Origin of the sequence: Ciceribacter sichuanensis, from assembly GCF_024055605.1 — a bacterium.
Taxonomy (GTDB): domain Bacteria; phylum Pseudomonadota; class Alphaproteobacteria; order Rhizobiales; family Rhizobiaceae; genus Allorhizobium; species Allorhizobium sichuanense.
Map to the genome: position 1 here is coordinate 137,344 of NZ_JAMXLX010000001.1, position 20,092 is coordinate 157,435.

Here is a 20,092-nt window from a genome sequence, read left to right on the forward strand (position 1 = left end):
CCGTGCTTGCAACGCATTGAAGCCACTATAGCGGGAAAATGACAGGCGAAAACCGATTTTTACGACAGGGTGAAGACGGCAACAGCTATTTTCGCTGTGAACACCTTCGGTTACGGGCGCTGATAGTGCCGCCATCATGCGATGGCGCCGAACCCGTCAGTACTGGAACTCTTCGAAGACGTGGTCGATCTCACCGTTCCAGCGGCCATGATAGAGCGCCAGAAGATCCTCGGCGAGCGTCGTCTTCTTGGCCAGAACCTCTTCGAGGGAGGCGAGGAAGATACTTTCGTCCTGGCCTTCGCGGTTGAGGCGCGCACGGGCCTTGAGGCCGCGGCTCGAAAGCTCGACCACATCGCGGGCGACATCGAGAAGGTTGCGTCCGGCGATTTCCGCCTTGAGGCCCTGAACGGGGACAGCATTGCGAAGCGCGTTGGCGTCCGCGAAGGTCCATTGACGCGTCAGTTCGTCTGCCGCCTCGAGCGCATCGTCGTTGTACAGCAGGCCCACCCAGAAGGCCGGTAGTGCGCAGATACGGCGCCATGGGCCGCCATCGGCGCCGCGCATTTCAAGGAAGCGCTTCAGCCGCACGTCGGGGAACAGCGTCGAGAGATGATTGGTCCAGTCGCCGAGTGTTGGTTCCCACTCCATGAGTTCGCCCTTCAGCGCACCGGCCATGAACTGGCGGAAAGTGATATGGGTGCAGTCGTGATAACGGCCATCGCGCACCACGAAATACATCGGCACGTCGAGCGCCCATTCCACATAGTCACCGAAGCTGAAATCGTCGGAGAGCGAGAAGGGCAGGATGCCCGAGCGCGCATTGTCGGTATCGCGCCAGATCTCGCCGCGCCAGGATTGCAGGCCGTTCGGCTTGCCTTCGGTAAAGGGTGAGGAGGCAAACAGCGCGGTCGCCAGCGGCTGCAGCTTCATGCCGACGCGCATCTTGCGGCGCATGTCGGCTTCCGAGGAGAAGTCGAGGTTCACCTGGATGGTACAGGTGCGATACATCATGTCGAGGCCGTGGCTACCGACCTTCGGCATGTAGCGGGTCATGATGTCATAGCGCGACTTGGGCATGCGCGGTGTTTCGGCAAGGGTCCACTTCGGGCTGCCGCCGATGCCGAGGAAGCGGATGCCCATCGGCTCCGCGATCTCGCGCAGGGTAGCAAGGTGACCGTTCGATTCCGCACAGGTCTGGTGGATCGTCTCGAGCGGCGCACCGGATAGTTCGAACTGGCCACCGGGCTCGATGGAGATCGCGCCCATGCCGGTGGGTTCGCCAAGCCCGATGATGTTCTCGCCGTCCATGATCGGATCCCAGCCGAGCTTTTTCTGCATGCCCTTCAGCAGCGCGGAAATGCTGGCGTCGCCGAAATAGGGAACGGGGGAGTTGTCTGCCTGGAAGAAGACGAATTTCTCGTGTTCCGTTCCGATCCGGAACGCTTCCTCCGGCTTGCTGCCGGAAGCAAGATATTCGGCCATTTCCTCAACGGAGGTGAGGGGAGTATGGTCGGTGGTATCACGAGCCATTGAGTATACCTTATCGGGTCTTGCCGGCACGCACACCGGGCCATTGGGCAAGGTGATTGGACCGGATTTCAGGACGGTGCAAGAAAAAATCTTTCAACGGCCGGTCAAAAAAATCCATCTGCGGCATGGATATCTACCATGTTTGCGTTTCGTCATATTATTGCCAGTCACCGATGGCCGCCTGCACGACGGCGAGTGCCGCGACCGCCGCCGTATCGGCCCGAAGGATACGGGGACCAAGCGGAATGGCGGTGACGAAAGACAGACTGCGCAGCAGTTCCCGCTCCTCGTCCGAGAAGCCGCCCTCCGGCCCGACCAGCACGGCCAGATGCTTCTCCTTGATCGAGGAAAGACCCGGCAGCGGGTTCTGGGTCGAACTGTCCTCGTCGCAGTAGATGATCCGGCGCTCCGCCGGCCAGCGTTCAAGCAGATCTTTCAACCGCTGCGGGGCAAGCACCTGTGGAATGGCAAGGATGCCGCATTGCTCGGCCGCCTCGACCGCATTGGCCTGCAACCGCTCGAGGCTGGTGATCTTGCCCTGCACATGCTGGGTCATCACCGGCTGCAGCACTCCGGCCCCCATCTCGACGGCCTTCTGGATCAGGTAGTCCATTCGCCCGACCTTGAGGGGTGCGAACAGGAAACTGAGATCGCAATCCGCAGGCTGCGGACGGGTCTGCTCGACGGGAAGAAGAACGATCTTCTTGCGCGAGGGAAAGGTAAGTTTCGCCTTCCATTCTCCGTCGCGACCGTTGAACACGAGGATCTCGGCATCTTCGGTGAGCCGCAGGACGTTGGCGAGATAGTTGAACTGCTCGGATGTCGTCTCGAAGCCCTGATTGGGCCTGATGTCGTTTTCGACGTACAGTCGTTGCATCCGGTAATTCGCGCGCATTTCTCGTCCCAGGGGTTACAGGAAGAGCTGGAACATAACCCAGAAGATCACGGCTGCAAGTAGCGCGGAGGCGGGAACCGTAATGATCCACGCGGCGATGATGCTGAGGAAATGCGAACGGCGCACGAGAAGACGCCGACGGGTCTCGTCCGGATCGCGCTCCCGCGTGTCCTCGATTTCCCAGTAGTCGGCCTTCATCTTCATGTATTCGATGCGCCGCCGCGAATGGCGGGTATACCATTCGCGGAAGAAGCCGACGCCGAACACCGCGCCGACGGCGATATGGGTCGAGCTCACCGGAAGACCGAACCATGAGGCGAAAATGACCGTGGTCGCGGCCGAAAGCGACACGCAATAGGCCCGCATCGGGTTGAGCTTGGTGATCTGTTCGCCGACGAGGCGAATGAGGCGGGGGCCGTAAAGCAGAAGCCCCATCGAAATGCCGAAGGCGCCAATGGCGGTCACCCAGATCGGTGGAACGATCGCCGCGGCAATTTCCTGCACCCGCGTGGCATGCACCACCGCGACCACCGGCCCGATCGCATTGGCCACGTCATTGGCGCCGTGGGCGAAAGAGAGGAGCGCGGCGGAGAAAACGAGCGGCAGGCGGAAAAGCTTGCGCAGCGACTGGTTGCGGTTTTCAAGGCCGGCCGCTTGGTGCCTGATCAGTGGAACGCTGCCGAGCCACGCCAGCAGTCCGCTGCCGAGGCCGAGAAGCATCGCCTGCGTCTGGCCTATGCGGAACACCTGGCCTATGCCCTTGATCGTGAGATAGGTGGCGAAAGCGCCGGTCATCACGCCGATCAGAACAGGTACCCAGCGCTTTGCCGCTGCGATCTTGTCCTGCCGATAGGTGATGAATTCCTCGATGAAATAGAGGATCAACGCGGCGATTGCCCCGCCGAGCAGCGGCGACAGCATCCAGCTCGCGGTAATGCCGAGGAGCGCGCTCCAGCTGACGGCTGAAAAGCCGCCGGCAGCCACGCCCGCGCCCATGACAGCGCCGACGATCGAGTGGGTTGTCGAAACGGGTGCCTTCGCCCAGGTGGCGATGTTGATCCAGAAGGCGGCGGCGAGAAGCGCCGACATCATCGCGAAAGAGAAGGCCTGCGGCACCTCGATCCGGTCAGGGGCAAGGATGCCCTTCGAGATGGTCGAGATGACGTCGCCGCCGGCAATCATTGCACCGGCAATCTCGAAGACTGCGGCAAGCGCCAGCGCGCCGGCAAGCGGTATGGCCCGCGCGCCGACGGCAGCGCCGACATTGTTCGTCACGTCGTTCGCGCCGATGTTCATCGCCATGTAAGCGCCGATCGCGGATGCGGCGATCACGAGGGCCGCGCCCGGCTGGCCGGTCACGTAGATGCCGGAAAAGATCGTGACGAGAACGAGGAAAAAGAGGCCGATGCCCAGGGGAATGATGCGCCGGGAAACCTGCTGCGCAGCCTGCTCGACGTAAGTGACCTTGTCGAGGTCCTTGTCGAGTGTCGGCTTGACGAGCGTTGGCGGAGGCTTGGCCATCGGTCGGTTTGGTTCCTCTTTGTCGCAGGCCTGCCGTGCGAACTTGACGGGCATGACCGCAGCCAATCCCTCTCTCGCATCGTGCCCTTTATTGTTCCCCGGGAAGGTTCTTCTTCGGTGCATCGATGGCACCGTTATTGCCGTTTGCTATTAGCAAAGACAGGATAATTCAATATGATGTTTTTGTAATAGTCTTGTTATTCGCCGGCTTCCGGGATCGGGTCGGGCTGGATGCCGGAAAATTTCTGGGCGAACTTGTGGAACAGCACCTTGAGTTCGGGTTCCTGCACGCGGGCGGCGGCCTCTTCGCAGTTCACCCATTCGCTGCGCCGCATGCCCTTTTCGGGGAAGTCCGTCAACTCGTTCCTGACTTCGAGCGTGTGCACCTGAACACGGCAATGGATCTTGAGCCCGCCTTCCATGCCCTTGAGATAGTCGTAGTGACCGATTGGCTTCTCGGCGACCTTCCCCTTCACGCCAGCTTCTTCATAAGCTTCGCGTTCCGCGACCGCATAACCCTTCTTTCCCGACATCGGCCAGCCTTTGGGTATAACCCACCGTCCGGTGTCGCGACTTGTCAGAAGCAAGACTTCGGGTTCCGTCTGCTTCTTGCGCAAACGGTAGCAAATGGCGGCATATTGCTGTCTCGGCGGACGACGCAGCATGAGCTGGACCTCATTGGCTATACGGCTGACAATGGTCAATGAAAGGGGCACCTCGATTCGTCATTTACCTTTCGATTTTGTCAGCTCCGAAAATGTCACCTTTTTGACAATCAGGAGAATCATTGCGACAAAACCTGCGTCCATTAGGGGGACACAGTGCCTTCCTCGTCAAGCGATTGGTCAGGAACGCCCTGGCTAAAATTGGGCAAATTTGTCGAGATTGACCACTTTGGTCTCTTTCGGCTTGCCTGACCAGTGCATAAGCCCTTCGATCACTCCATCGGCAGTTTTCGACTGCGCTCGGAAAATGGCTGCATCGCGTTCCTTGGCGAGGCTTGTCAGTTCTGCCAGAGCGTTTGCGGGGATGATTCCTCGCACGCCTTCCATCAGGAACATGCTGCGATCGTTGCCGCTGTCGCCCGCCACGATCACCTCATCAGGGGTGACGTCGATCCGCTCGCAGAGCCATGCAAGCGCGGCTCCCTTGTCTGCATTGGCCGGCAGGATGTCGAGATCGCGATTGCTCGAATAGACGATGCGTACGGAAAGCCCTTCATTATTCAGCTTGGCGAACAGGTTGTCGAGTTCCTGCGTGCTGGCATCGTGCAGATACCAGCTGGACTTGAAGCGATGCTGATAGCGCTCCGGCTGGCGCACAATGCCACGCTCGTTCATGACCAGCGCCTCGATCCGCCGGGCGTCGTAACCTGTCGCGGCAAGTGCGCGATCGTAATCCTCGCCGATATCGGCCAGCGAGTTGGAAAGGAGCATGGTGCCGACGCCGCCGATCAACGCGTCTGCCCGCGGCAGTTCCTCTTCCTCCGTGAAGGCAAGGATGTCGTCGATCAACCGGCCGCTGTTATAGACCAGCAGCGGTCGGTGGGATGGATCGAGACTCTGCCAGTAACGGCTGAACCGGCGAGAGGCATCCCTGTCGCCGGCGAGCGTTCCATCCAGATCGGCGGAGAAAAGACGGAAGGGCATCTCAGTCGCCATCGTTCCAGGGCTCTGCCCAGTCCGCCTCGTCGAGCGCCTGCGCGACGGGGCGCCCCTCCACCAGCGCCACGAGTTGCTGTGCAATGCCGGTCCAGGTGAAAAGGCTGCGTGCCTTGTGGGCGCCCATGCGCGAAAGTCGACCATAAAGCCGTGGATGCTTGAACGGCTTCATCATGGTAATGCCGAGATCTTCCCGGTCGAATGGATCGGCAAACAGGGCATGTCGACCGTAACTGACCGCCCGGAAAAGCCCGCCATGGATGGTGACGACGGTCGGCGTGCCGCTCGCCATGGCCTCGACGGCGGTCATGCCGAAGGGTTCGTAGCGGCTGGACAACACGAAGAGATCGGCTGCGCGATAGTAATCGGGCAAATCCTCGTCCGGGATGAAACTGGAGAATTCCACCCGGTCGGAAAGGCCGAGTTCCGCGATCTGATCCTTCAGCTTCTGCAGGATGGCGGCTTCCTGAGCATCCATGTTTTCACCGCCGAGCGCCAGCCGAAGCCGCGCCTCCGGCACACGTTCCGCCAGCACCGAGAAGCCGTCGATCAGCAGGTCGTAGCCCTTGTTGGTTGCAAGCCGGCCAAGCGCAAGCACGGTCTTGCCGGAAAATCCGAGCCGGTTGCGGATCATCTGACGTGAGGATTCGGAAACGGGATAGAAGCGGTTGTCGTCATATCCCGGCGGGATCATGTGCACCCGGTTCCGGTTCAGCCCGTAATCCTCGATCAGCATGTCGAGCTGGATCGGCGTGGTCGCGATCACCAGCTGACAGCTTCGGTAGACGATCAGTTCATGCTGGATGCGCTCCTTGAAGTTGAACTCCAGCTCGAACTTGTCGGCCCGTTCCGGATAGTCCGTCTCCATCTGCCGTTTCTTCCATAGGCCGAGCGAATGCGGCGTATGGACGTGGGGAATGTTCAGCGCTTCGGAAAGCCGCTGGCCCGCCACGCCGGCATCCCAGTAGTGGCTGTTGATGAAGAGATACGACAGGCCCTCCCGGCGGATGAAGCGCAGGGCCTTCTCGTTCCATTCGTTGAGGTGGCGGTGGAGATATTCCTTCGGAATGAAATCGCGCCCGCCGCAGGGGATGCGGATCACCCGGACGTCGTCGTCCACCGTGTCGATTTCCGGCTGGTCCTCGAAGCGGCGGGTATAGATATCGACCTTGTGACCGAGCTGTGCGAGCTTCTTGGCAAGCTCCAGAACATAGACAACCTGACCGCCGGTGTCGGCGGCGCCAAGCGGCGGATGGGCGGCTACGTAGCCATGGGTGGAGACCAGCGCAATGCGCGGCGTCTCGTGAACGTCCAGCACCATATCAAACCCCTATTGAGCAATTACGTTTCGCAAGAACGGAAAACGAACGCTCAAAACGGGGCAATGTTCCCTCGAATGAGAAAAAAACTCCGCCGCCCATCTCTTTGTCCATTCTTTCTATGGCCAAAGAGACAGGCGGAAGAAGGACTTAGTGCCCTTCGGAGTGGCTTTTGCGGATGCGCCGGACCACCCACCAGACGCCGAGAACGGCGATCGGCACTGACACACCGGTGATGACCGCGGGATCGACCGGCAGCACGTCATGGCTGACAGCCTTCGATGCGTAGCCCACGAGGCCGACGATGTAATAGGAGATCGCCGCCACCGAGAGGCCTTCGACGGTCTGCTGCAGGCGAAGCTGCATTTCCGCGCGCCGGTTCATCGTGTTTAGAAGGTCGGAGTTCTGACGTTCCAGTTCCACGTCGATCCAGCTTCTGACAAGTCCGGTCGCGCGCGACAGCTTGCGCGACAGGTTTGCCTGTCTTTCCTCAACCGACTGACAGGTGCGCATGGCGGGAGCCAGCCGGCGTTCCAGGAAGGAGCCGAGCGTTTCGTAACCGGGCACAGGCGTCTCGTCGAGCGTCTTGATGCGCTCGCCGACGATGCCGTCATAGGCGCGGCTGGCGCCGAAGCGATAGAGGCTGAGCGCCGCATTGGCCTCGAGTTCGGCGGCAAGCCGGGTGATTTCGGCCAGAATGCCGTCGGCCTCTGCGCGCGCATGCATCTTCATCTGCTGCGTGACGCCGGTCAGGCCATCCTCGATCCGTCGGATTTCGGGTGAAAGCGTCTGCGCCAGCGGCAGGCCGAGCATTGCGAGCGTCCGGTAGGTCTCGATGTCGAGCAGACGCTGCACCAGTGCACCGCGTCCGGCTTCCGTCAGGCTGCGGTCGATGAGCAGGATGCGGGTCAGCCCATCGCCATCCTGCCGGAAGTCGGTCAGCACCGAGGCCTGCCCGTTCTTCAGGTGGCTATAACAGAGGCTCGCGGGGTCGAACATGGTCATGGCCTCGTCCGTCTCCGGACCTTCCGGCCGGATTTCCAGCCGAATACCGGACATCAGCGGACCGGGCGGCGAAAAGCCGTCGCCAAACGGGTGCGAAATCACCTCGCCGCCGAATTTCTCCGGCAGCGGCCCGTCCCAGAACCAGGTCGAAAACTCGGTGTGTCGCTCCCAGCGCAGTGTTCCCTGTCCCCAGGGCATGGCATGGTGGCGGGCGTTCTTGTCCGGCGGCGCAACGCCGCGGGCGCGAGAGACTTCCGTCAGGACGCTATGATGCACCGCCGAACCGCCATCCATGGTGAAGGCGAGCTGGAAGATGACGCGAGAGGATTTGACCAGAGCATAAGGCCGTGCATGAATTTCCCCGAGCGCCAGCGCCCGTTCCGGCGCGACCGGAAATGCGAAGTTCCCCTTTGACATCAATTGCCTCCATGCGCCGACAGTCCCGACCTCCTTAGCAAATGTCAGATGGGGATGTCAGCGGTCTGTTTGCCGCACCGCAACAGAATGACGCGGGAACGCGCCATTGCCACACTCCGGGCAACACCCGTCAAGCGCATGGACGGCCTATGCGAAAGTGGACAAATAATTTGACCAATTCGCTTTCCGCTTGCTAGATAGCGCAACTGAGGAGGACGCGGGTTGAGCGAGAGGGACGAGGGGCTTTTTGCCCAGATCAGCCATAGCCGGACAGCGGCTGAAGTGGTTCAGCAGATCGAGAGCCTGATCCTTGACGGGGTCTTGCGCGATGGCGACCGGCTGCCGGGAGAGCGCGACATGGCGCAGGCCTTCGACGTTTCCCGGCCGATCCTGCGCGAGGCGCTGAAGGAACTGGAGGCGCGCGGCCTCGTCGTCAGTCATCACGGCGGCGGCACCTATATCGCCGATATCATCGGCCAGGTGTTTTCGAAGCCGATCACCGAACTGATCTCCCGGCATGCGCGGGCGACACGCGACTATCTCGAATATCGCCGCGAACTCGAAGGACTGACGGCGGAACTCGCAGCGCGCCGCGCCACCGATACCGACCGGGCGCTGCTGTCGCGCATCGTCGACGACATGAAGCAGGCGCATGAAAGCGGCAATGCGGAAGACGAGCTTGCCGCCGATGTCGAGTTTCACAACGCCATCGGCGAGGCCGCGCACAACATCATCCTGCTGCACACCATGCGGGCATGCTACCGCCTGCTTTCCGAAGGCATCTTCTTCAACCGCAAGGCCGTCTTCGCGCTGCACAATGCTCGTGAACGCCTGCTCGAACAGCACCTCGCGATCCATGACGCCATCGTCGGCGGTCAGGCGGACGAAGCCAAGAAGGCGGCCCAGTCGCACATAGATTTCGTCATGCAGGCTGTCGATGAGTCCGTCCGCGCCGACGAGTGGGGGCGTGTGGCGAAGCTTCGCCTGATCCGCCGCGATGGCAATTCATCCCAGGGACGCGGGTCCCGAAACAACAATCAACTCAAGACAAACGACAAGCCGGAGGCTTCATCATGATCCCGGAAAACCAGTCGACGCGGCCGCGTGTCGGCCTCTTCGCCACCTGTCTGGTCGATCTCTTCCGCCCGAGCGTCGGATTTTCCGCCGCGAAGCTGATCGAGGATGCGGGCTGCGAGGTGCATGTGCCGATGGCGCAGACCTGTTGCGGTCAGCCGGCCTATAATTCCGGCGACCGGAAGGATGCGCGGGATCTGGCGATCCAGGTCATCGAATTGTTCGAAGGCTACGACTATGTCGTTGTACCCTCCGGTTCCTGCGGCGCCATGCTGAAGCATCACTATCCCGAGATCTTCAAGGGCGATGTGAAATGGGAAGAGCGCTGTCGGCGCTTCTCGGACAAGGTGTTCGAACTCGTTTCATTCCTGACCGACATCAGAGGCATGACCTGCGTCGAAGCCCGTCTTTCCGGCAGCGTCACCTATCACGACAGCTGTTCTGGCCTGCGTGAACTCGGCGTGCAGAAGCAGCCGCGCAAGCTGCTTGCCTCCGTCGAAGGGCTGGAGCTGAAGGAAATGGCCGGCAGCGATGTCTGCTGCGGTTTCGGCGGCACTTTCTGCGTCAAATATTCCGATATCTCCGGCACCATCGTCGGCAAGAAGACGGCGACCATCGAGGCGACGGGCGCCGACATGCTGCTCGCCGGCGACATGGGCTGTCTGATGAACATGGCCGGCAAGCTGAAGCGCGAGGGCTCGAAGGTGGAGGTTCGCCACGTCGCGGAGGTGCTGGCAGGCATGACGGATACGGCGCCGATCGCCGGCACAGGGAAGTAAGGGGAGGGAGAGCCCATGCAGTTTACTGCGCCGCAGTTCAAGGAAAATGCCGCCCGCGCGCTTCACGATCCGCAGCTTCAGAAGGCGCTGAAGAATGTCGAGCAGGGCTTCATCGCCAAGCGCGCCGCAGCCGTTGCGGCGCTTCCGGAGTTCGATCGGTTGCGCGACCGCGCCCGCGAGATCAAGAACCACACGCTCGCCCATCTCGATCTTTATCTCGAAGCCTATGAGCGCAAGGTGATCGCGGCCGGCGGGCATGTGCACTGGGCGGAAAGCGCCGAGGATGCGCGCCGCATCGTCATGGACATCTGTCGCAGGGTGAAGGCGAAGACCGTCACCAAGGGCAAGTCGATGATTACCGAGGAAATCAACCTCAACGAATATCTCGAAGCGCAGGGCGTTGAGCCGGTCGAGACTGATCTCGGGGAATACATCATCCAGCTTCGCGGCGAACATCCGAGCCACATCATCGCGCCGGCCGTTCATCTGAACAAGGAGCAGGTGGAGGAGGATTTCCGCCGCGTCCACACCCATCTCGATGCGAAACGCGACCTGACTGCTCCCGAAACGCTGCTGGCGGAAGCCCGCGAAGTACTGCGCAAGCGCTACTTTCAGGCCGATGTCGGCATTACCGGCGCGAATTTCCTGATCGCCGAAACCGGCTCGTCGGTCATCGTCACCAATGAGGGCAATGGCGATCTCACCCAGACGCTGGGCAAGGTGCATGTGGTCGTCGCGTCTATAGAAAAGATCGTGCCGACGCTGGAGGACTGTTCGCAGATCCTTCGCCTGCTTGCCCGTTCCGCCACCGGTCAGGACATGTCGGTCTACACCACCTTTTCGACCGGTCCGAAGCGGACGGAAGATCCCGATGGTCCCGACGAATACCACGTCGTGCTGCTCGACAATGGCCGCACCTCGATGCTCGGCACCGATTTCGAGGAGATGCTGCGCTGCATCCGCTGCGGCGCCTGCATGAACCACTGTCCGGTCTATCACGCTGTCGGCGGCCACGCCTATGGCTCGGTTTATCCCGGTCCGATGGGGGCGGTGCTGACGCCCTCGCTGTTCGGGGTCGACAAATCGGGCCACCTGCCGAATGCCTCGACCTTCTGCGGGCGCTGCGAAAGCGTCTGCCCCATGTGCATCCCGCTGCCGAAGATGATGCGCCACTGGCGCGAGCGTGAATTCGAGCGCCATCTCACACCGGCCGCAAGCCGCTATGGTCTATCGGTCTGGGCCTTCTTCGCGAGAAGGCCGAAGCTTTACCGGATGGCCACTTCGCTCGGCGCAAGCGTCCTTTCCGCGCTCGGCGGCAGCAGGCACCGTATCGCAGCGCTGCCGCTCGCCGGCGGCTGGACGAAATACCGCGACCTGCCCGCGCCGGAAGGCGGCACATTCATGCAGCAATGGGCAGCCCGGCAGGCGGGCAAACGGAGAGCATGACCATGAACGGCAAGGAAGCCATCCTCCACAAGATCCGCTCCTCACTGAAGGTGCCGTCGAACGATACCGTTCGCGAGGCAAGCGTCGCCGCGCGTCTGGCGGATCATCCCACCGGTATTATTCCAGCGCGTGGCCAGTTGCCGCCGGAAGAGCGTCTCGCTCTCTTCGTGTCCATGGCGGAAAAGTACAGTGCGACGACGGAAAGAATCGAGACGCTCGATGCCCTGCCGGCCGCCGTCAGCGACTATCTCAAGCGCCGCAACCTGCCGGCCGCGATCCGTATCGGCAAGGATCCTCGGCTTGCCACGGCACCGTGGTCGAGCGAAGCGACGCTCGAAATCCGGCACGGCGCCTCGGACGGGCATGATCTTGCCGCCGTCAGCCATGCCTTCGGTGCGATTGCGGAAACCGGCACGCTGGCCCTGCTTTCAGGACCCGACAATCCAGTAACGCTGACCTTCCTGCCGGAGCACCACATCGTCGTGCTGCGGGCCGATGAGGTTTCCGGAGACATGGAAAGCGTATGGGCGCGGTTCCGCGCCGTTCGCGGCGGCGATATGTCCCGCACGGTGAACTTCGTCACTGGCCCCTCGCGCTCGGCAGACATCGAGCAGACCCTGCTGCTCGGCGCGCACGGTCCCCGCGCGCTGCACATCGTCATCGTCGGGCCTGCCGCTGTGAACTGAAAGGCTCTACCGCTCCCAATAGGGCACGTGGCCGTAGAGTTCGGCGAGATAGTCGATGAACAGGCGCACCTTGGCCGGCAGGAACTGCCGGCTGGGGTAGACGGCGGATAGCGTGACATTGTGCGAGCCCTCATAGGCCGGCAGGACCTGCACCAGCCGGCCGGTCTTCAGCTCCTCGCCGATGTCCCAGGTGGAACGCAATGCGATGCCGAGGCCGGCGATCACTGCCTCGCGGATGACTTCGCTGGAATTGGTGATCAGCATGCCCTCCGGCCGGATGTTGAGCGTGCCTTGCGGTCCCTCCAGTCGCCAGACGTCGTGGTTGTGGGCGGGCAGGCAGCGGTGCCGTTTCAGGTCGTCGATGTTCCGAGGCATGCCGTGCGCCGTGATGTAATCCGGCGAGGCGCAGAGCAGACGTCGGACGGGGGCGAGCCGCTTCGCCACCAGTGTCGAGTCGGTCAGTTCCGCGATGCGGATCGCCAGATCGAAACCGCCACCGACGATGTCGGTGAATTCGTCGGACAGTACCAGCTGGATGGCGAGATCCGGATGCGCATCCATGAAGGCCTTGAGATGCGGCGCGATATGCATGCGGCCGAAGGAGGTGGGTGCCGATATCTTCAGCGTCCCCGAGACCTCCGACGAGCGTCCGGAGGCGTAGGTCTCTGCTTCCTCAATGCCGGCAAGGACGGCAAGGATGCGCTGGTGAAAGCCTTGTCCCGCCTCCGTCAACGAGATCTGCCGGGTTGTACGCTGCAGGAGCCGCGTTCCCAGCCGGTCTTCCAGCCGCTTGATGCGCTTCGACACAACGGCAGGTGACAGCCCCAGATCGCGCGCCGCCATCGACATGCTGCCTGTCGCGATAACCCTGGCGAAGACTTCGAGGTCGCCGAGATTTGTCATGAGTATTCCATATTGTTTCCAATTTTGTCATAAGTGTATAGCATTTGCACGACCTTGGTTGAAGTGGTAAAGAAACAATACCAGTTAATGAAGCGGCTGGGCGGATGTATCTCTGAAACGTCCGCACTTGGGGGGAGACATGACCGAGGCGATTGCGTTTCTGCAGCCGAATGCCGCCATTCTCGCGCGGCGCAAGGAGATCATTGCCGATCTCGCCGAACTCGTGCCTGCCGAGCGGTTGGTGCATGAGCCGGTCGAACTCGTTCCCTTCGAAACCGATGGTTTCCTAGCCTATCGCCGGCGGCCTCTTGCGGTGGTGTTGCCCGAAACGACGGCACAAGTCGCAGCCGTGATGAAATACTGTCATCGCTATGGCATTCCGGTCGTGCCGCGCGGCGCCGGTACCTCGCTTTCGGGCGGCGCCATTCCCCAGGAAGACGCGGTGGTGCTGGGTCTTTCGGCCATGTCGCGCATTCTCGATATCGACTATGCCAATCGATGCGCCACCGTTCAGGCAGGCGTTACCAATCTCTCCATTTCCGATGCGGTCGGTGTCGATGGCTTCTTCTACGCCCCCGATCCCAGTTCGCAGCTTGCCTGCACGATCGGCGGCAATATCGCCATGAATTCGGGCGGTGCGCACTGTCTGAAATACGGTGTCACCACCAATAACCTGCTCGGCGTTAAGATGGTGCTGGTCGACGGCACGGTGATCGAACTCGGCGGCAAGGCGCTGGATGCGGCAGGTTACGATCTGCTCGGTCTCGTCTGCGGTTCTGAAGGCCAGCTCGGTATCGTCACCGAGGCGACGGTGCGGCTGCTCGCCAAGCCGGAAGGCGCGCGGCCCGTCCTGTTCGGCTTCGACAGCGCGGAAGCCGCCGGTTCCTGCGTCGCCGATGTCATCGGCGCCGGCATCGTGCCTGTCGCCATCGAATTCATGGACAAGCCGGCGATCGGCATCTGCGAGGCTTTCGCCAAGGCCGGTTATCCGCTCGATGTCGAGGCGCTTCTGATCGTCGAGGTGGAAGGTTCCGAAGCGGAGATGGACGCCATGCTGGCCGACATCTGCGATATCGCCCGCAAGCACGGGGTGAAGACCGTGCGTGAAAGCCAATCCGCGACCGAGGCGGCTCTGATCTGGAAGGGTCGAAAATCGGCTTTCGGCGCGACCGGCCGCATCGCCGATTACATCTGCATGGATGGCACGGTGCCGCTCAGCCAGCTTGCCGATGTGCTCCGGAAAACTTCCGAGATCACCGATCGCTACGGTCTTCGCGTCGCCAATGTCTTCCATGCCGGCGACGGCAACATGCATCCGCTGATCCTCTACAATATCAACGATCCCGAAGATGCAGCCCGCGCCGAGGCTGCGGGCATGGAAATCCTCAAGCTCTGCGTCGATGCTGGCGGCTGTCTCACCGGCGAGCATGGCGTGGGCATCGAGAAGCGCGACCTCATGCGGCACCAGTATGCCGAGGCCGATCTTGCCCAGCAGATGGCCGCACGCGCCGCCTTCGACCCGACCTGGATCCTCAACCCTTCCAAGGTCTTTCCGCTGGAGGGCCGGGGGTGACGGATTTGTTTGTTGCACCTGTAAGCGCTTTCCCTCACCCGATTGTCCGCTTCTTCTGCCTGATCCATCCGGCAGAAGGTAAGTGCGCGGGACATCCCGGAGGCATTGCATGCTGATCCCGCAGTCGGAAATCGAGGCCGCGGCAATGATCCGTGCCCATGCCGAAAAAGCCGTGCCGCTCGCCATATCCGGCGGCGGAACGCGCGCCTGTCTAGGCAACGCCGTTTTGGGTGCTGCCGAGCTGCGATCGACCGGGCTTACCGGTATCGTTACTTACAATCCGGCGGAAATGGTCCTGACCGCGCGAGCCGGAACGCCGCTTGCCTATATCGAATCGGCGATATCCGTTCATGGCCAGTCACTGGCCTTCGAACCCGCCGATCACCGGGGCATGATGGGAACGATGGGCCAGCCGACGGTTGGCGGGGTCTTTGCCACCAATACTTCCGGTCCCCGCCGGTTCACGGCCGGCGCCGCGCGGGACCATCTGCTTGGTGTACGCTTCGTCAATGGCCACGGGGAAGTCATCAAGGCTGGCGGCCGGGTGATGAAGAACGTCACCGGTCTCGATCTGGTCAAGCTGATGGCCGGCTCCCACGGCACGCTCGGCCTGCTGACTGAAGTGACCTTCAAGGTGTTGCCGCAGCCGAAGACGGCCGTGACGATCGTGGTGTCAGGTCTCGAAGATGCCGAGGCGGCAAAGGCGATGGCGGAAGCCATGGCGCTGTCGGTCGAGGTATCGGGGGCCGCCCACCTGCCGGAAACCGTTCGCAGCCGCTTCATCGGCGGGGCGCTGAAGGATGGCCCGGCCACCGTCCTCAGGCTGGAAGGCATTGAAGCCTCCGTTGCCGTCAGGGCCGACAAGCTCGCGATGGCGCTCGCATCGCACGGTCCCGTATCGCGGCTCGATCCGGAACAGACGGCCTGGCTCTGGCGCGAGATTCGTGACGTCCATCCTTATGCCGATGGCACGGAGCGGCCGCTCTGGCGCGTGTCGGTCGCCCCCTCCGAAGGCTGGAAGCTCGTCGCCGCACTCCGGCTGGAAGCGGGGATCGATGCTTTCTATGATTGGCAAGGTGGCCTGGTGTGGATGCGCATGGAGGCCGATCCCGAGGCGGATCTGTTGCGGCGCTACGTGAAGGCCGCCGGAGGCGGTCATGCGACGCTGGTGAGAGCCCGCTCGTCCGTTCGTGCCGGTGTGTCCGCCTTCGAGCCGCTGTCGCCTGCAGTCGCCTTGCTTTCGGAGCGGGTCCGGGAGAAATTCGACCCGCGCGGCATCTTCAACCCCGGCCGTATGGTCAAAGGAGATATGAAATGACGGATCCGATCTCGCCACTTCCCGGCTCTGAGCGTCCGGACGGCTGGCTGGAACCCGGCAAGCTCAATGTCCAGCTTGTCTATGCCCTTTATCTCCTCGGCTTCGTCATCGGTATCAGCACCATCATCGGGGTCATCTTCGCCTATCTGAACCGCGGCAAGGCGGGCGGCTGGGTCGATACGCACTACACCTGGGCCATCCGCACCTTCTGGATCGGCCTGCTTTACGGGGTGATCTCGGTGCTGTTGACGGTCGCGGTGATCGGCGTTCTGCTTGGCATCGCCACGGTCGTCTGGGTCGTCGTCCGCTGCATCATCGGTCTTCAGAAAGCCTCAGCCGGCCAGCCGATCGACAAGCCGCAGAGCTGGTGGATCTGACGCTCGATACACAGGAACACGCGGGAGCAAGGCGAGGGAGCCGCCGCCCGCCGGGAGGCAGGACGTGCAAACCAATTTCACCGCAGAACAGCTGACGGATCCGCATATCGCCGAGGCGGAAAGCATTCTGCGCAAATGCGTGCATTGCGGTTTCTGCACGGCCACCTGTCCCACCTATGTGACGCTTGGCAATGAGCTGGACAGCCCTCGCGGCCGTATCTACCTCATCAAGGACATGCTGGAAAACGGCAGACCGGCCGACAAGGATCTGGTGACCCATATCGACCGCTGTCTTTCCTGCCTTGCCTGCACGACGACCTGTCCATCCGGCGTCGATTACATGCATCTGGTCGATCACGCGCGCATTCACATCGAAAAGACCTACCGCCGCCCGTTGGTGAACCGGCTGACCCGCGCGGTGCTGGCGATGACTCTTCCTTACCCCGCGCGCTTCCGAGCTGCTCTCCGGCTTGCGCGGCTCGGGCGCCCGTTCTCCGGTCTGCTGAAGCGGGTGCCGGCATTGCGGCCGCTCGGCGCCATGCTGGACCTCGCGCCGGCCTCCGTGCCCCCGGTTTCCGCGATTGCCCGGCCGGCAGTGCATCCGGCAGCGGGAGAGCGCCACGGCCGGGTCGCGATCCTCACCGGTTGCGCCCAGGGCGTCCTCGATCCGGGCATCAACGCCGCGACGGTTCGTCTGCTGACGCGTCTCGGCATCGAGGTCGTCGTGCCGGAAGGGGAGGGCTGTTGCGGCGCTCTTGTCCACCACATGGGCCGCGAGGAGCAGGCTCTTGCCAGTGCAAGGCGCAATGTCGATGTCTGGATCCGCGAGATCGATGACGACGGGCTGGACGCCATCGTCATCACCGCGTCCGGCTGCGGCACGACGATCAAGGATTACGGCCACATGCTACGCCTCGATCCGCACTATGCCGGTAAGGCCGAACGCGTCTCCGCTCTGGCAAAGGACGTGACCGAATATCTTTTGACACTCGAGTTGCCGGTGCAGGAGCGGAAGAACCTGACGGTCGCCTATCACTCCGCCTGTTCCCTGCAACACGGGCAGAAGGTGACCATGGCGCCGAAGACGCTTCTGAAAAATGCGGGCTTCACGGTGCGCGATCCGGCCGAGGGCCATCTCTGTTGCGGTTCCGCCGGCACCTATAACATCATGCAGTCGGAGATCTCGGCCAAGCTCAAGGCACGCAAGGTGAAGAACCTTGAAGCGACGAAGCCCGACGTGATCGCTGCCGGCAACATCGGCTGTCTCACCCAGATCGCCTCGGGAACCTCGGTCCCCATCGTGCACACGGTCGAGCTTCTGGATTGGGCCTATGGCGGGGAGAAACCCCCAGGATTGGCCTGACGGTTCGATCTGATCATTCATGCTTTTTAAGGCAATGCTGATGCAGATTTCTTCCGTCGGAACCTGATTTGCCGACCGGAAGGAAAGATCGAATGCGCGCCGTGACCACTGGCCTCGCCATCCTGCTGCTTGCCGCATCCTCTCCGGTTCACGCGGCCGAACGTCTCTATTGCGCGGCCGCTGACGAGGTCCTGAGGCTGTCGATCGAAAGCGATATCAGCGCAAGCGATAAAGGCAAGCTGGTGAACTTCCGGGGCGTGGTCGGTATCAAGGATGAAAAGGTGCCGCCGGCGTTTCGTCACCTGCGTTTCGATACTCCCGTACTCGCCCAGCAGTCGATGAATGACCAAGAGCTTCGCCTGCAGCTATCGTCGCACCTGCAGGACAAGCAACTGGTCGGCAGTTTCGAACTGACGATCTTCGTCACGTCCACCCGGAAGAATGAACGTTTCCAGGGCAACTACGACATCAGGATATCGACGTCGCCAGATAACAAAACCCCGCGCGACATTGTCCTGTCACACGGGGCTTCGGTCGTCTGCGATCTGCACTAAGCCCTGCGTCGCAAGGCCTCAGCGGCTCAGAAGTGGAAGGTAATACCGGCGTTGACCGCGTTGGTCATGACGTCGGTCTTCAGCGAAGCACCGCTGTCGATGTCGACGTCAACCCACGAGTAGTTACCCTTGTATTCTACAAAGGCCGACCAGCGGTCGGTGAACTGATAGGCCACGCCGGCCTGTGCCTGAATGGTCGCACCGCCGACCTGGAATTCCGAGGTAACGCCCGACGGGCGGGTGACTTCGACATGCGGGATGTTGATACCAGCGCCGGCGCCGACATAAGGCACGAACTTGGTGCCTTCGATCGGGAAGCGGTAAAGCGCGTTCAGCGTAAGCAGGTTCAGGCCGTCGGTGAATTCGAAGTGGCTCCAGCCGGCTTCGGCGCGGGTGCTGTCGTTGCTGTAGACCTTGGCATGGCTGTAGTCGATCGAGACACCGAGGTTCGGCTGGCCGAGATCTTCCAGCCACCAGGTGCCACGGAAGCCGTAGTAGGGAGGCATCGAGAAGGACTTGCCTTCCCAGCCGGCGGTGAAGTCCGGCTGGTCGGAGACTTCAACGTCGCTGTGGGGTGCTGACTGGGCGCCACCGTAAGCGGAGATCGTCATTTCTGCATGGGCGAGCGACGCAGAGAGAGCGACGGCGGCAGCCGATGCACAGAGCAGGAAACGAAGTTTGATGTTCATGGTGGCGACCCGAAAAATCTAGTTATGACTGACAAGTTTTATATGGGAATTTCGGCGGCAAGTCTGTTTCCATTTTGCATCACCAATCCGTGAAAGCGGCGGCTGACGTCCGGCAAACAGCCTTTTGTCAAGGTGAGCGACGCGCTTGGTGGATGGTGAAGCCAGAATTGGCCGCGGCATCCCATGCCGGCAGGCGAGCATGGGTACGCCGCCTGCCGTGATTCGGTTGTCTCAGGCCTCAGCCGCCGAGGATCGTGCGCAGGATGTCGATGCCGCGGTCTTCGAAGCTGACATCGCCCTGCTTGTTGCCGGGACCGACCACGATGACCTTCGAGCCGATGTCTGCGCGCTCGTAGAGGTGCTCGACATCCTTGTTCATCATGCGGATGCAGCCGGAAGACATGTTCAGGCCGATGGTCCAGGGCTGGTTGGTGCCGTGGATGCGGAAGATCGTGTCGCGGCCACCCTTGAACAGATACATGGCGCGCGCGCCGAGCGGATTGTCGACGCCGCCTTCCTGAACGACCGGAAGCATATGGCCCTTCTTGGCCTCGCGGGCGCGCATTTCAGCCGGCGGACGCCAGCTCGGCCATTCTTCCTTGCGGCCGATCTTGACCACGCCCGACCAGCCGAAGCCTTCGCGGCCGACGCCCACGCCGTAACGGGTCGCGCGGTTGTTGCCTTCGACATAGTAAAGGAACTTGTTGTTGGTATCGATGATGATCGTTCCGGGCTTTTCGTCGGTCACGAGACGGACGACGCGTCGCTTGAACTTTTCTGCCACCTGCTTCGGCTGAGTTGCCGCCAGCGTCACGTCGCTGGTCGTCGCCGGACGATTGCCGCTGAAGGCCTGGGCCTCGATCGGAGCTAGCGCACTCGTCGCCATGATCGCCGCGGCCGCAAGCACATTCACGTATTTCTGCATGATGAGATCCCCCAAATCACGGAAACGGGAGCCTATCCGACTCCCGTTTCAATGCAA

General features: G+C 61.8%; 19 protein-coding genes. 9 read left to right on the top strand and 10 right to left on the bottom strand.

Annotated elements, in window-relative coordinates:
* Positions 1-156: 156 nt before the first annotated feature.
* The 7 genes from NBH21_RS00590 to NBH21_RS00620 all read right to left on the bottom strand — a co-directional run bounded on the left by NBH21_RS00590 (position 157) and on the right by NBH21_RS00620 (position 8,348).
* Positions 157-1,530, bottom strand: coding sequence for a glutamate--cysteine ligase (locus tag NBH21_RS00590; RefSeq protein WP_250912027.1), 1,374 nt, complete (start codon positions 1,528-1,530; stop codon positions 157-159).
* A gap of 157 nt (positions 1,531-1,687) precedes the next feature.
* Positions 1,688-2,425 carry a 16S rRNA (uracil(1498)-N(3))-methyltransferase gene (locus tag NBH21_RS00595; RefSeq protein WP_250912028.1) on the bottom strand — a complete coding sequence of 246 codons (738 nt, stop codon included), beginning with the start codon at positions 2,423-2,425 and terminating at the stop codon, positions 1,688-1,690.
* Between the two features lie 15 nt (positions 2,426-2,440).
* Positions 2,441-3,946 carry an inorganic phosphate transporter gene (locus NBH21_RS00600; RefSeq protein WP_250912029.1) on the bottom strand — a complete coding sequence of 502 codons (1,506 nt, stop codon included), beginning with the start codon at positions 3,944-3,946 and terminating at the stop codon, positions 2,441-2,443.
* Between the two features lie 197 nt (positions 3,947-4,143).
* The gene (locus tag NBH21_RS00605; protein WP_425340379.1) at positions 4,144-4,611 is read right to left on the bottom strand and encodes an NUDIX hydrolase; all 468 of its coding nucleotides are present in this window, start codon (positions 4,609-4,611) and stop codon (positions 4,144-4,146) included.
* Positions 4,612-4,806: 195 nt separating this feature from the next.
* The gene (locus NBH21_RS00610) at positions 4,807-5,607 is read right to left on the bottom strand and encodes an HAD-IIB family hydrolase (protein WP_250912031.1); all 801 of its coding nucleotides are present in this window, start codon (positions 5,605-5,607) and stop codon (positions 4,807-4,809) included.
* Positions 5,597-6,928 carry a glycosyltransferase family 4 protein gene (locus NBH21_RS00615; protein ID WP_250912032.1) on the bottom strand — a complete coding sequence of 444 codons (1,332 nt, stop codon included), beginning with the start codon at positions 6,926-6,928 and terminating at the stop codon, positions 5,597-5,599. Before NBH21_RS00615 ends, NBH21_RS00610 begins: the two co-directional genes overlap by 11 nt.
* 148 nt (positions 6,929-7,076) lie before the next feature.
* On the bottom strand, positions 7,077-8,348 hold the full coding sequence (locus tag NBH21_RS00620; RefSeq protein ID WP_250912033.1) for a DUF3422 family protein: 1,272 nt from the start codon (positions 8,346-8,348) through the stop codon (positions 7,077-7,079).
* A 222-nt stretch (positions 8,349-8,570) separates the two neighbouring features.
* Here NBH21_RS00620 and NBH21_RS00625 point away from each other — a divergent pair, with 222 nt between their 5' ends.
* Genes NBH21_RS00625 through NBH21_RS00640 form a run of 4 tightly spaced genes read left to right on the top strand, consistent with a single transcriptional unit; the run spans position 8,571 to position 12,333 of the window.
* On the top strand, positions 8,571-9,425 hold the full coding sequence (locus NBH21_RS00625) for a FadR/GntR family transcriptional regulator (RefSeq protein ID WP_250912034.1): 855 nt from the start codon (positions 8,571-8,573) through the stop codon (positions 9,423-9,425).
* Positions 9,422-10,201, top strand: a complete 780-nt coding sequence (locus NBH21_RS00630) for a (Fe-S)-binding protein (RefSeq protein ID WP_250912035.1) — start codon at positions 9,422-9,424, stop codon at positions 10,199-10,201. Before NBH21_RS00625 ends, NBH21_RS00630 begins: the two co-directional genes overlap by 4 nt.
* Positions 10,202-10,216: 15 nt before the next feature.
* Positions 10,217-11,647, top strand: coding sequence for a LutB/LldF family L-lactate oxidation iron-sulfur protein (locus tag NBH21_RS00635; RefSeq protein WP_250912036.1), 1,431 nt, complete (start codon positions 10,217-10,219; stop codon positions 11,645-11,647).
* A gap of 2 nt (positions 11,648-11,649) precedes the next feature.
* Complete coding sequence (locus NBH21_RS00640) at positions 11,650-12,333, top strand: LutC/YkgG family protein (RefSeq protein WP_250912037.1); 684 nt, start codon at positions 11,650-11,652, stop codon at positions 12,331-12,333.
* 6 nt (positions 12,334-12,339) lie between these two features.
* On the opposite strand, the gene NBH21_RS00645 is transcribed toward NBH21_RS00640, so the two are convergent.
* Complete coding sequence (locus tag NBH21_RS00645; protein WP_250912038.1) at positions 12,340-13,236, bottom strand: LysR family transcriptional regulator; 897 nt, start codon at positions 13,234-13,236, stop codon at positions 12,340-12,342.
* A gap of 139 nt (positions 13,237-13,375) precedes the next feature.
* Here NBH21_RS00645 and NBH21_RS00650 point away from each other — a divergent pair, with 139 nt between their 5' ends.
* The 5 genes from NBH21_RS00650 (at position 13,376) to NBH21_RS00670 (ending at position 18,421) form a co-directional block, all read left to right on the top strand.
* Entirely contained in the window at positions 13,376-14,809 is a 1,434-nt protein-coding gene (locus NBH21_RS00650) for an FAD-linked oxidase C-terminal domain-containing protein (RefSeq protein ID WP_250912039.1), read from the top strand.
* A 109-nt stretch (positions 14,810-14,918) separates the two neighbouring features.
* Complete coding sequence (gene glcE, locus NBH21_RS00655; RefSeq protein WP_250912040.1) at positions 14,919-16,127, top strand: glycolate oxidase subunit GlcE; 1,209 nt, start codon at positions 14,919-14,921, stop codon at positions 16,125-16,127.
* A complete protein-coding gene (locus NBH21_RS00660; RefSeq protein ID WP_250912041.1) occupies positions 16,124-16,504 on the top strand; it encodes a DUF4870 family protein in 381 nt (126 codons plus the stop codon). Before glcE ends, NBH21_RS00660 begins: the two co-directional genes overlap by 4 nt.
* Positions 16,505-16,568: 64 nt before the next feature.
* Positions 16,569-17,867 (top strand): glycolate oxidase subunit GlcF, encoded by a 1,299-nt coding sequence (gene glcF, locus NBH21_RS00665; RefSeq protein WP_250912042.1) that lies wholly within the window; start codon positions 16,569-16,571, stop codon positions 17,865-17,867.
* A 92-nt stretch (positions 17,868-17,959) separates the two neighbouring features.
* A complete protein-coding gene (locus NBH21_RS00670; RefSeq protein WP_250912043.1) occupies positions 17,960-18,421 on the top strand; it encodes a hypothetical protein in 462 nt (153 codons plus the stop codon).
* Positions 18,422-18,447: 26 nt separating this feature from the next.
* Here the strand turns inward: NBH21_RS00670 and NBH21_RS00675 are convergent, their stop codons facing one another.
* Positions 18,448-19,110, bottom strand: a complete 663-nt coding sequence (locus NBH21_RS00675; RefSeq protein WP_163903673.1) for an outer membrane protein — start codon at positions 19,108-19,110, stop codon at positions 18,448-18,450.
* Between the two features lie 238 nt (positions 19,111-19,348).
* Positions 19,349-20,035, bottom strand: coding sequence for a L,D-transpeptidase (locus NBH21_RS00680; protein ID WP_250912044.1), 687 nt, complete (start codon positions 20,033-20,035; stop codon positions 19,349-19,351).
* Between the last annotated feature and the right edge of the window lie 57 nt (positions 20,036-20,092).

Coding starts and splice junctions, on each gene's coding strand:
- NBH21_RS00660 (WP_250912041.1), top strand. CDS start 16,124: ATGACGGATCCGATCTCGCCACTTCCCGGCTCTGAGCGTCCGGACGGC.
- glcE (WP_250912040.1), top strand. CDS start 14,919: ATGCTGATCCCGCAGTCGGAAATCGAGGCCGCGGCAATGATCCGTGCC.
- NBH21_RS00675 (WP_163903673.1), bottom strand. CDS start 19,110: ATGAACATCAAACTTCGTTTCCTGCTCTGTGCATCGGCTGCCGCCGTC.
- NBH21_RS00680 (WP_250912044.1), bottom strand. CDS start 20,035: ATGCAGAAATACGTGAATGTGCTTGCGGCCGCGGCGATCATGGCGACG.
- NBH21_RS00645 (WP_250912038.1), bottom strand. CDS start 13,236: ATGACAAATCTCGGCGACCTCGAAGTCTTCGCCAGGGTTATCGCGACA.
- NBH21_RS00640 (WP_250912037.1), top strand. CDS start 11,650: ATGAACGGCAAGGAAGCCATCCTCCACAAGATCCGCTCCTCACTGAAG.
- NBH21_RS00615 (WP_250912032.1), bottom strand. CDS start 6,928: ATGGTGCTGGACGTTCACGAGACGCCGCGCATTGCGCTGGTCTCCACC.
- NBH21_RS00630 (WP_250912035.1), top strand. CDS start 9,422: ATGATCCCGGAAAACCAGTCGACGCGGCCGCGTGTCGGCCTCTTCGCC.
- NBH21_RS00605 (WP_425340379.1), bottom strand. CDS start 4,611: ATGCTGCGTCGTCCGCCGAGACAGCAATATGCCGCCATTTGCTACCGT.
- NBH21_RS00600 (WP_250912029.1), bottom strand. CDS start 3,946: ATGGCCAAGCCTCCGCCAACGCTCGTCAAGCCGACACTCGACAAGGAC.
- NBH21_RS00595 (WP_250912028.1), bottom strand. CDS start 2,425: ATGCGCGCGAATTACCGGATGCAACGACTGTACGTCGAAAACGACATC.
- NBH21_RS00590 (WP_250912027.1), bottom strand. CDS start 1,530: ATGGCTCGTGATACCACCGACCATACTCCCCTCACCTCCGTTGAGGAA.
- NBH21_RS00670 (WP_250912043.1), top strand. CDS start 17,960: ATGCGCGCCGTGACCACTGGCCTCGCCATCCTGCTGCTTGCCGCATCC.
- NBH21_RS00620 (WP_250912033.1), bottom strand. CDS start 8,348: ATGTCAAAGGGGAACTTCGCATTTCCGGTCGCGCCGGAACGGGCGCTG.
- NBH21_RS00635 (WP_250912036.1), top strand. CDS start 10,217: ATGCAGTTTACTGCGCCGCAGTTCAAGGAAAATGCCGCCCGCGCGCTT.
- NBH21_RS00610 (WP_250912031.1), bottom strand. CDS start 5,607: ATGGCGACTGAGATGCCCTTCCGTCTTTTCTCCGCCGATCTGGATGGA.
- NBH21_RS00650 (WP_250912039.1), top strand. CDS start 13,376: ATGACCGAGGCGATTGCGTTTCTGCAGCCGAATGCCGCCATTCTCGCG.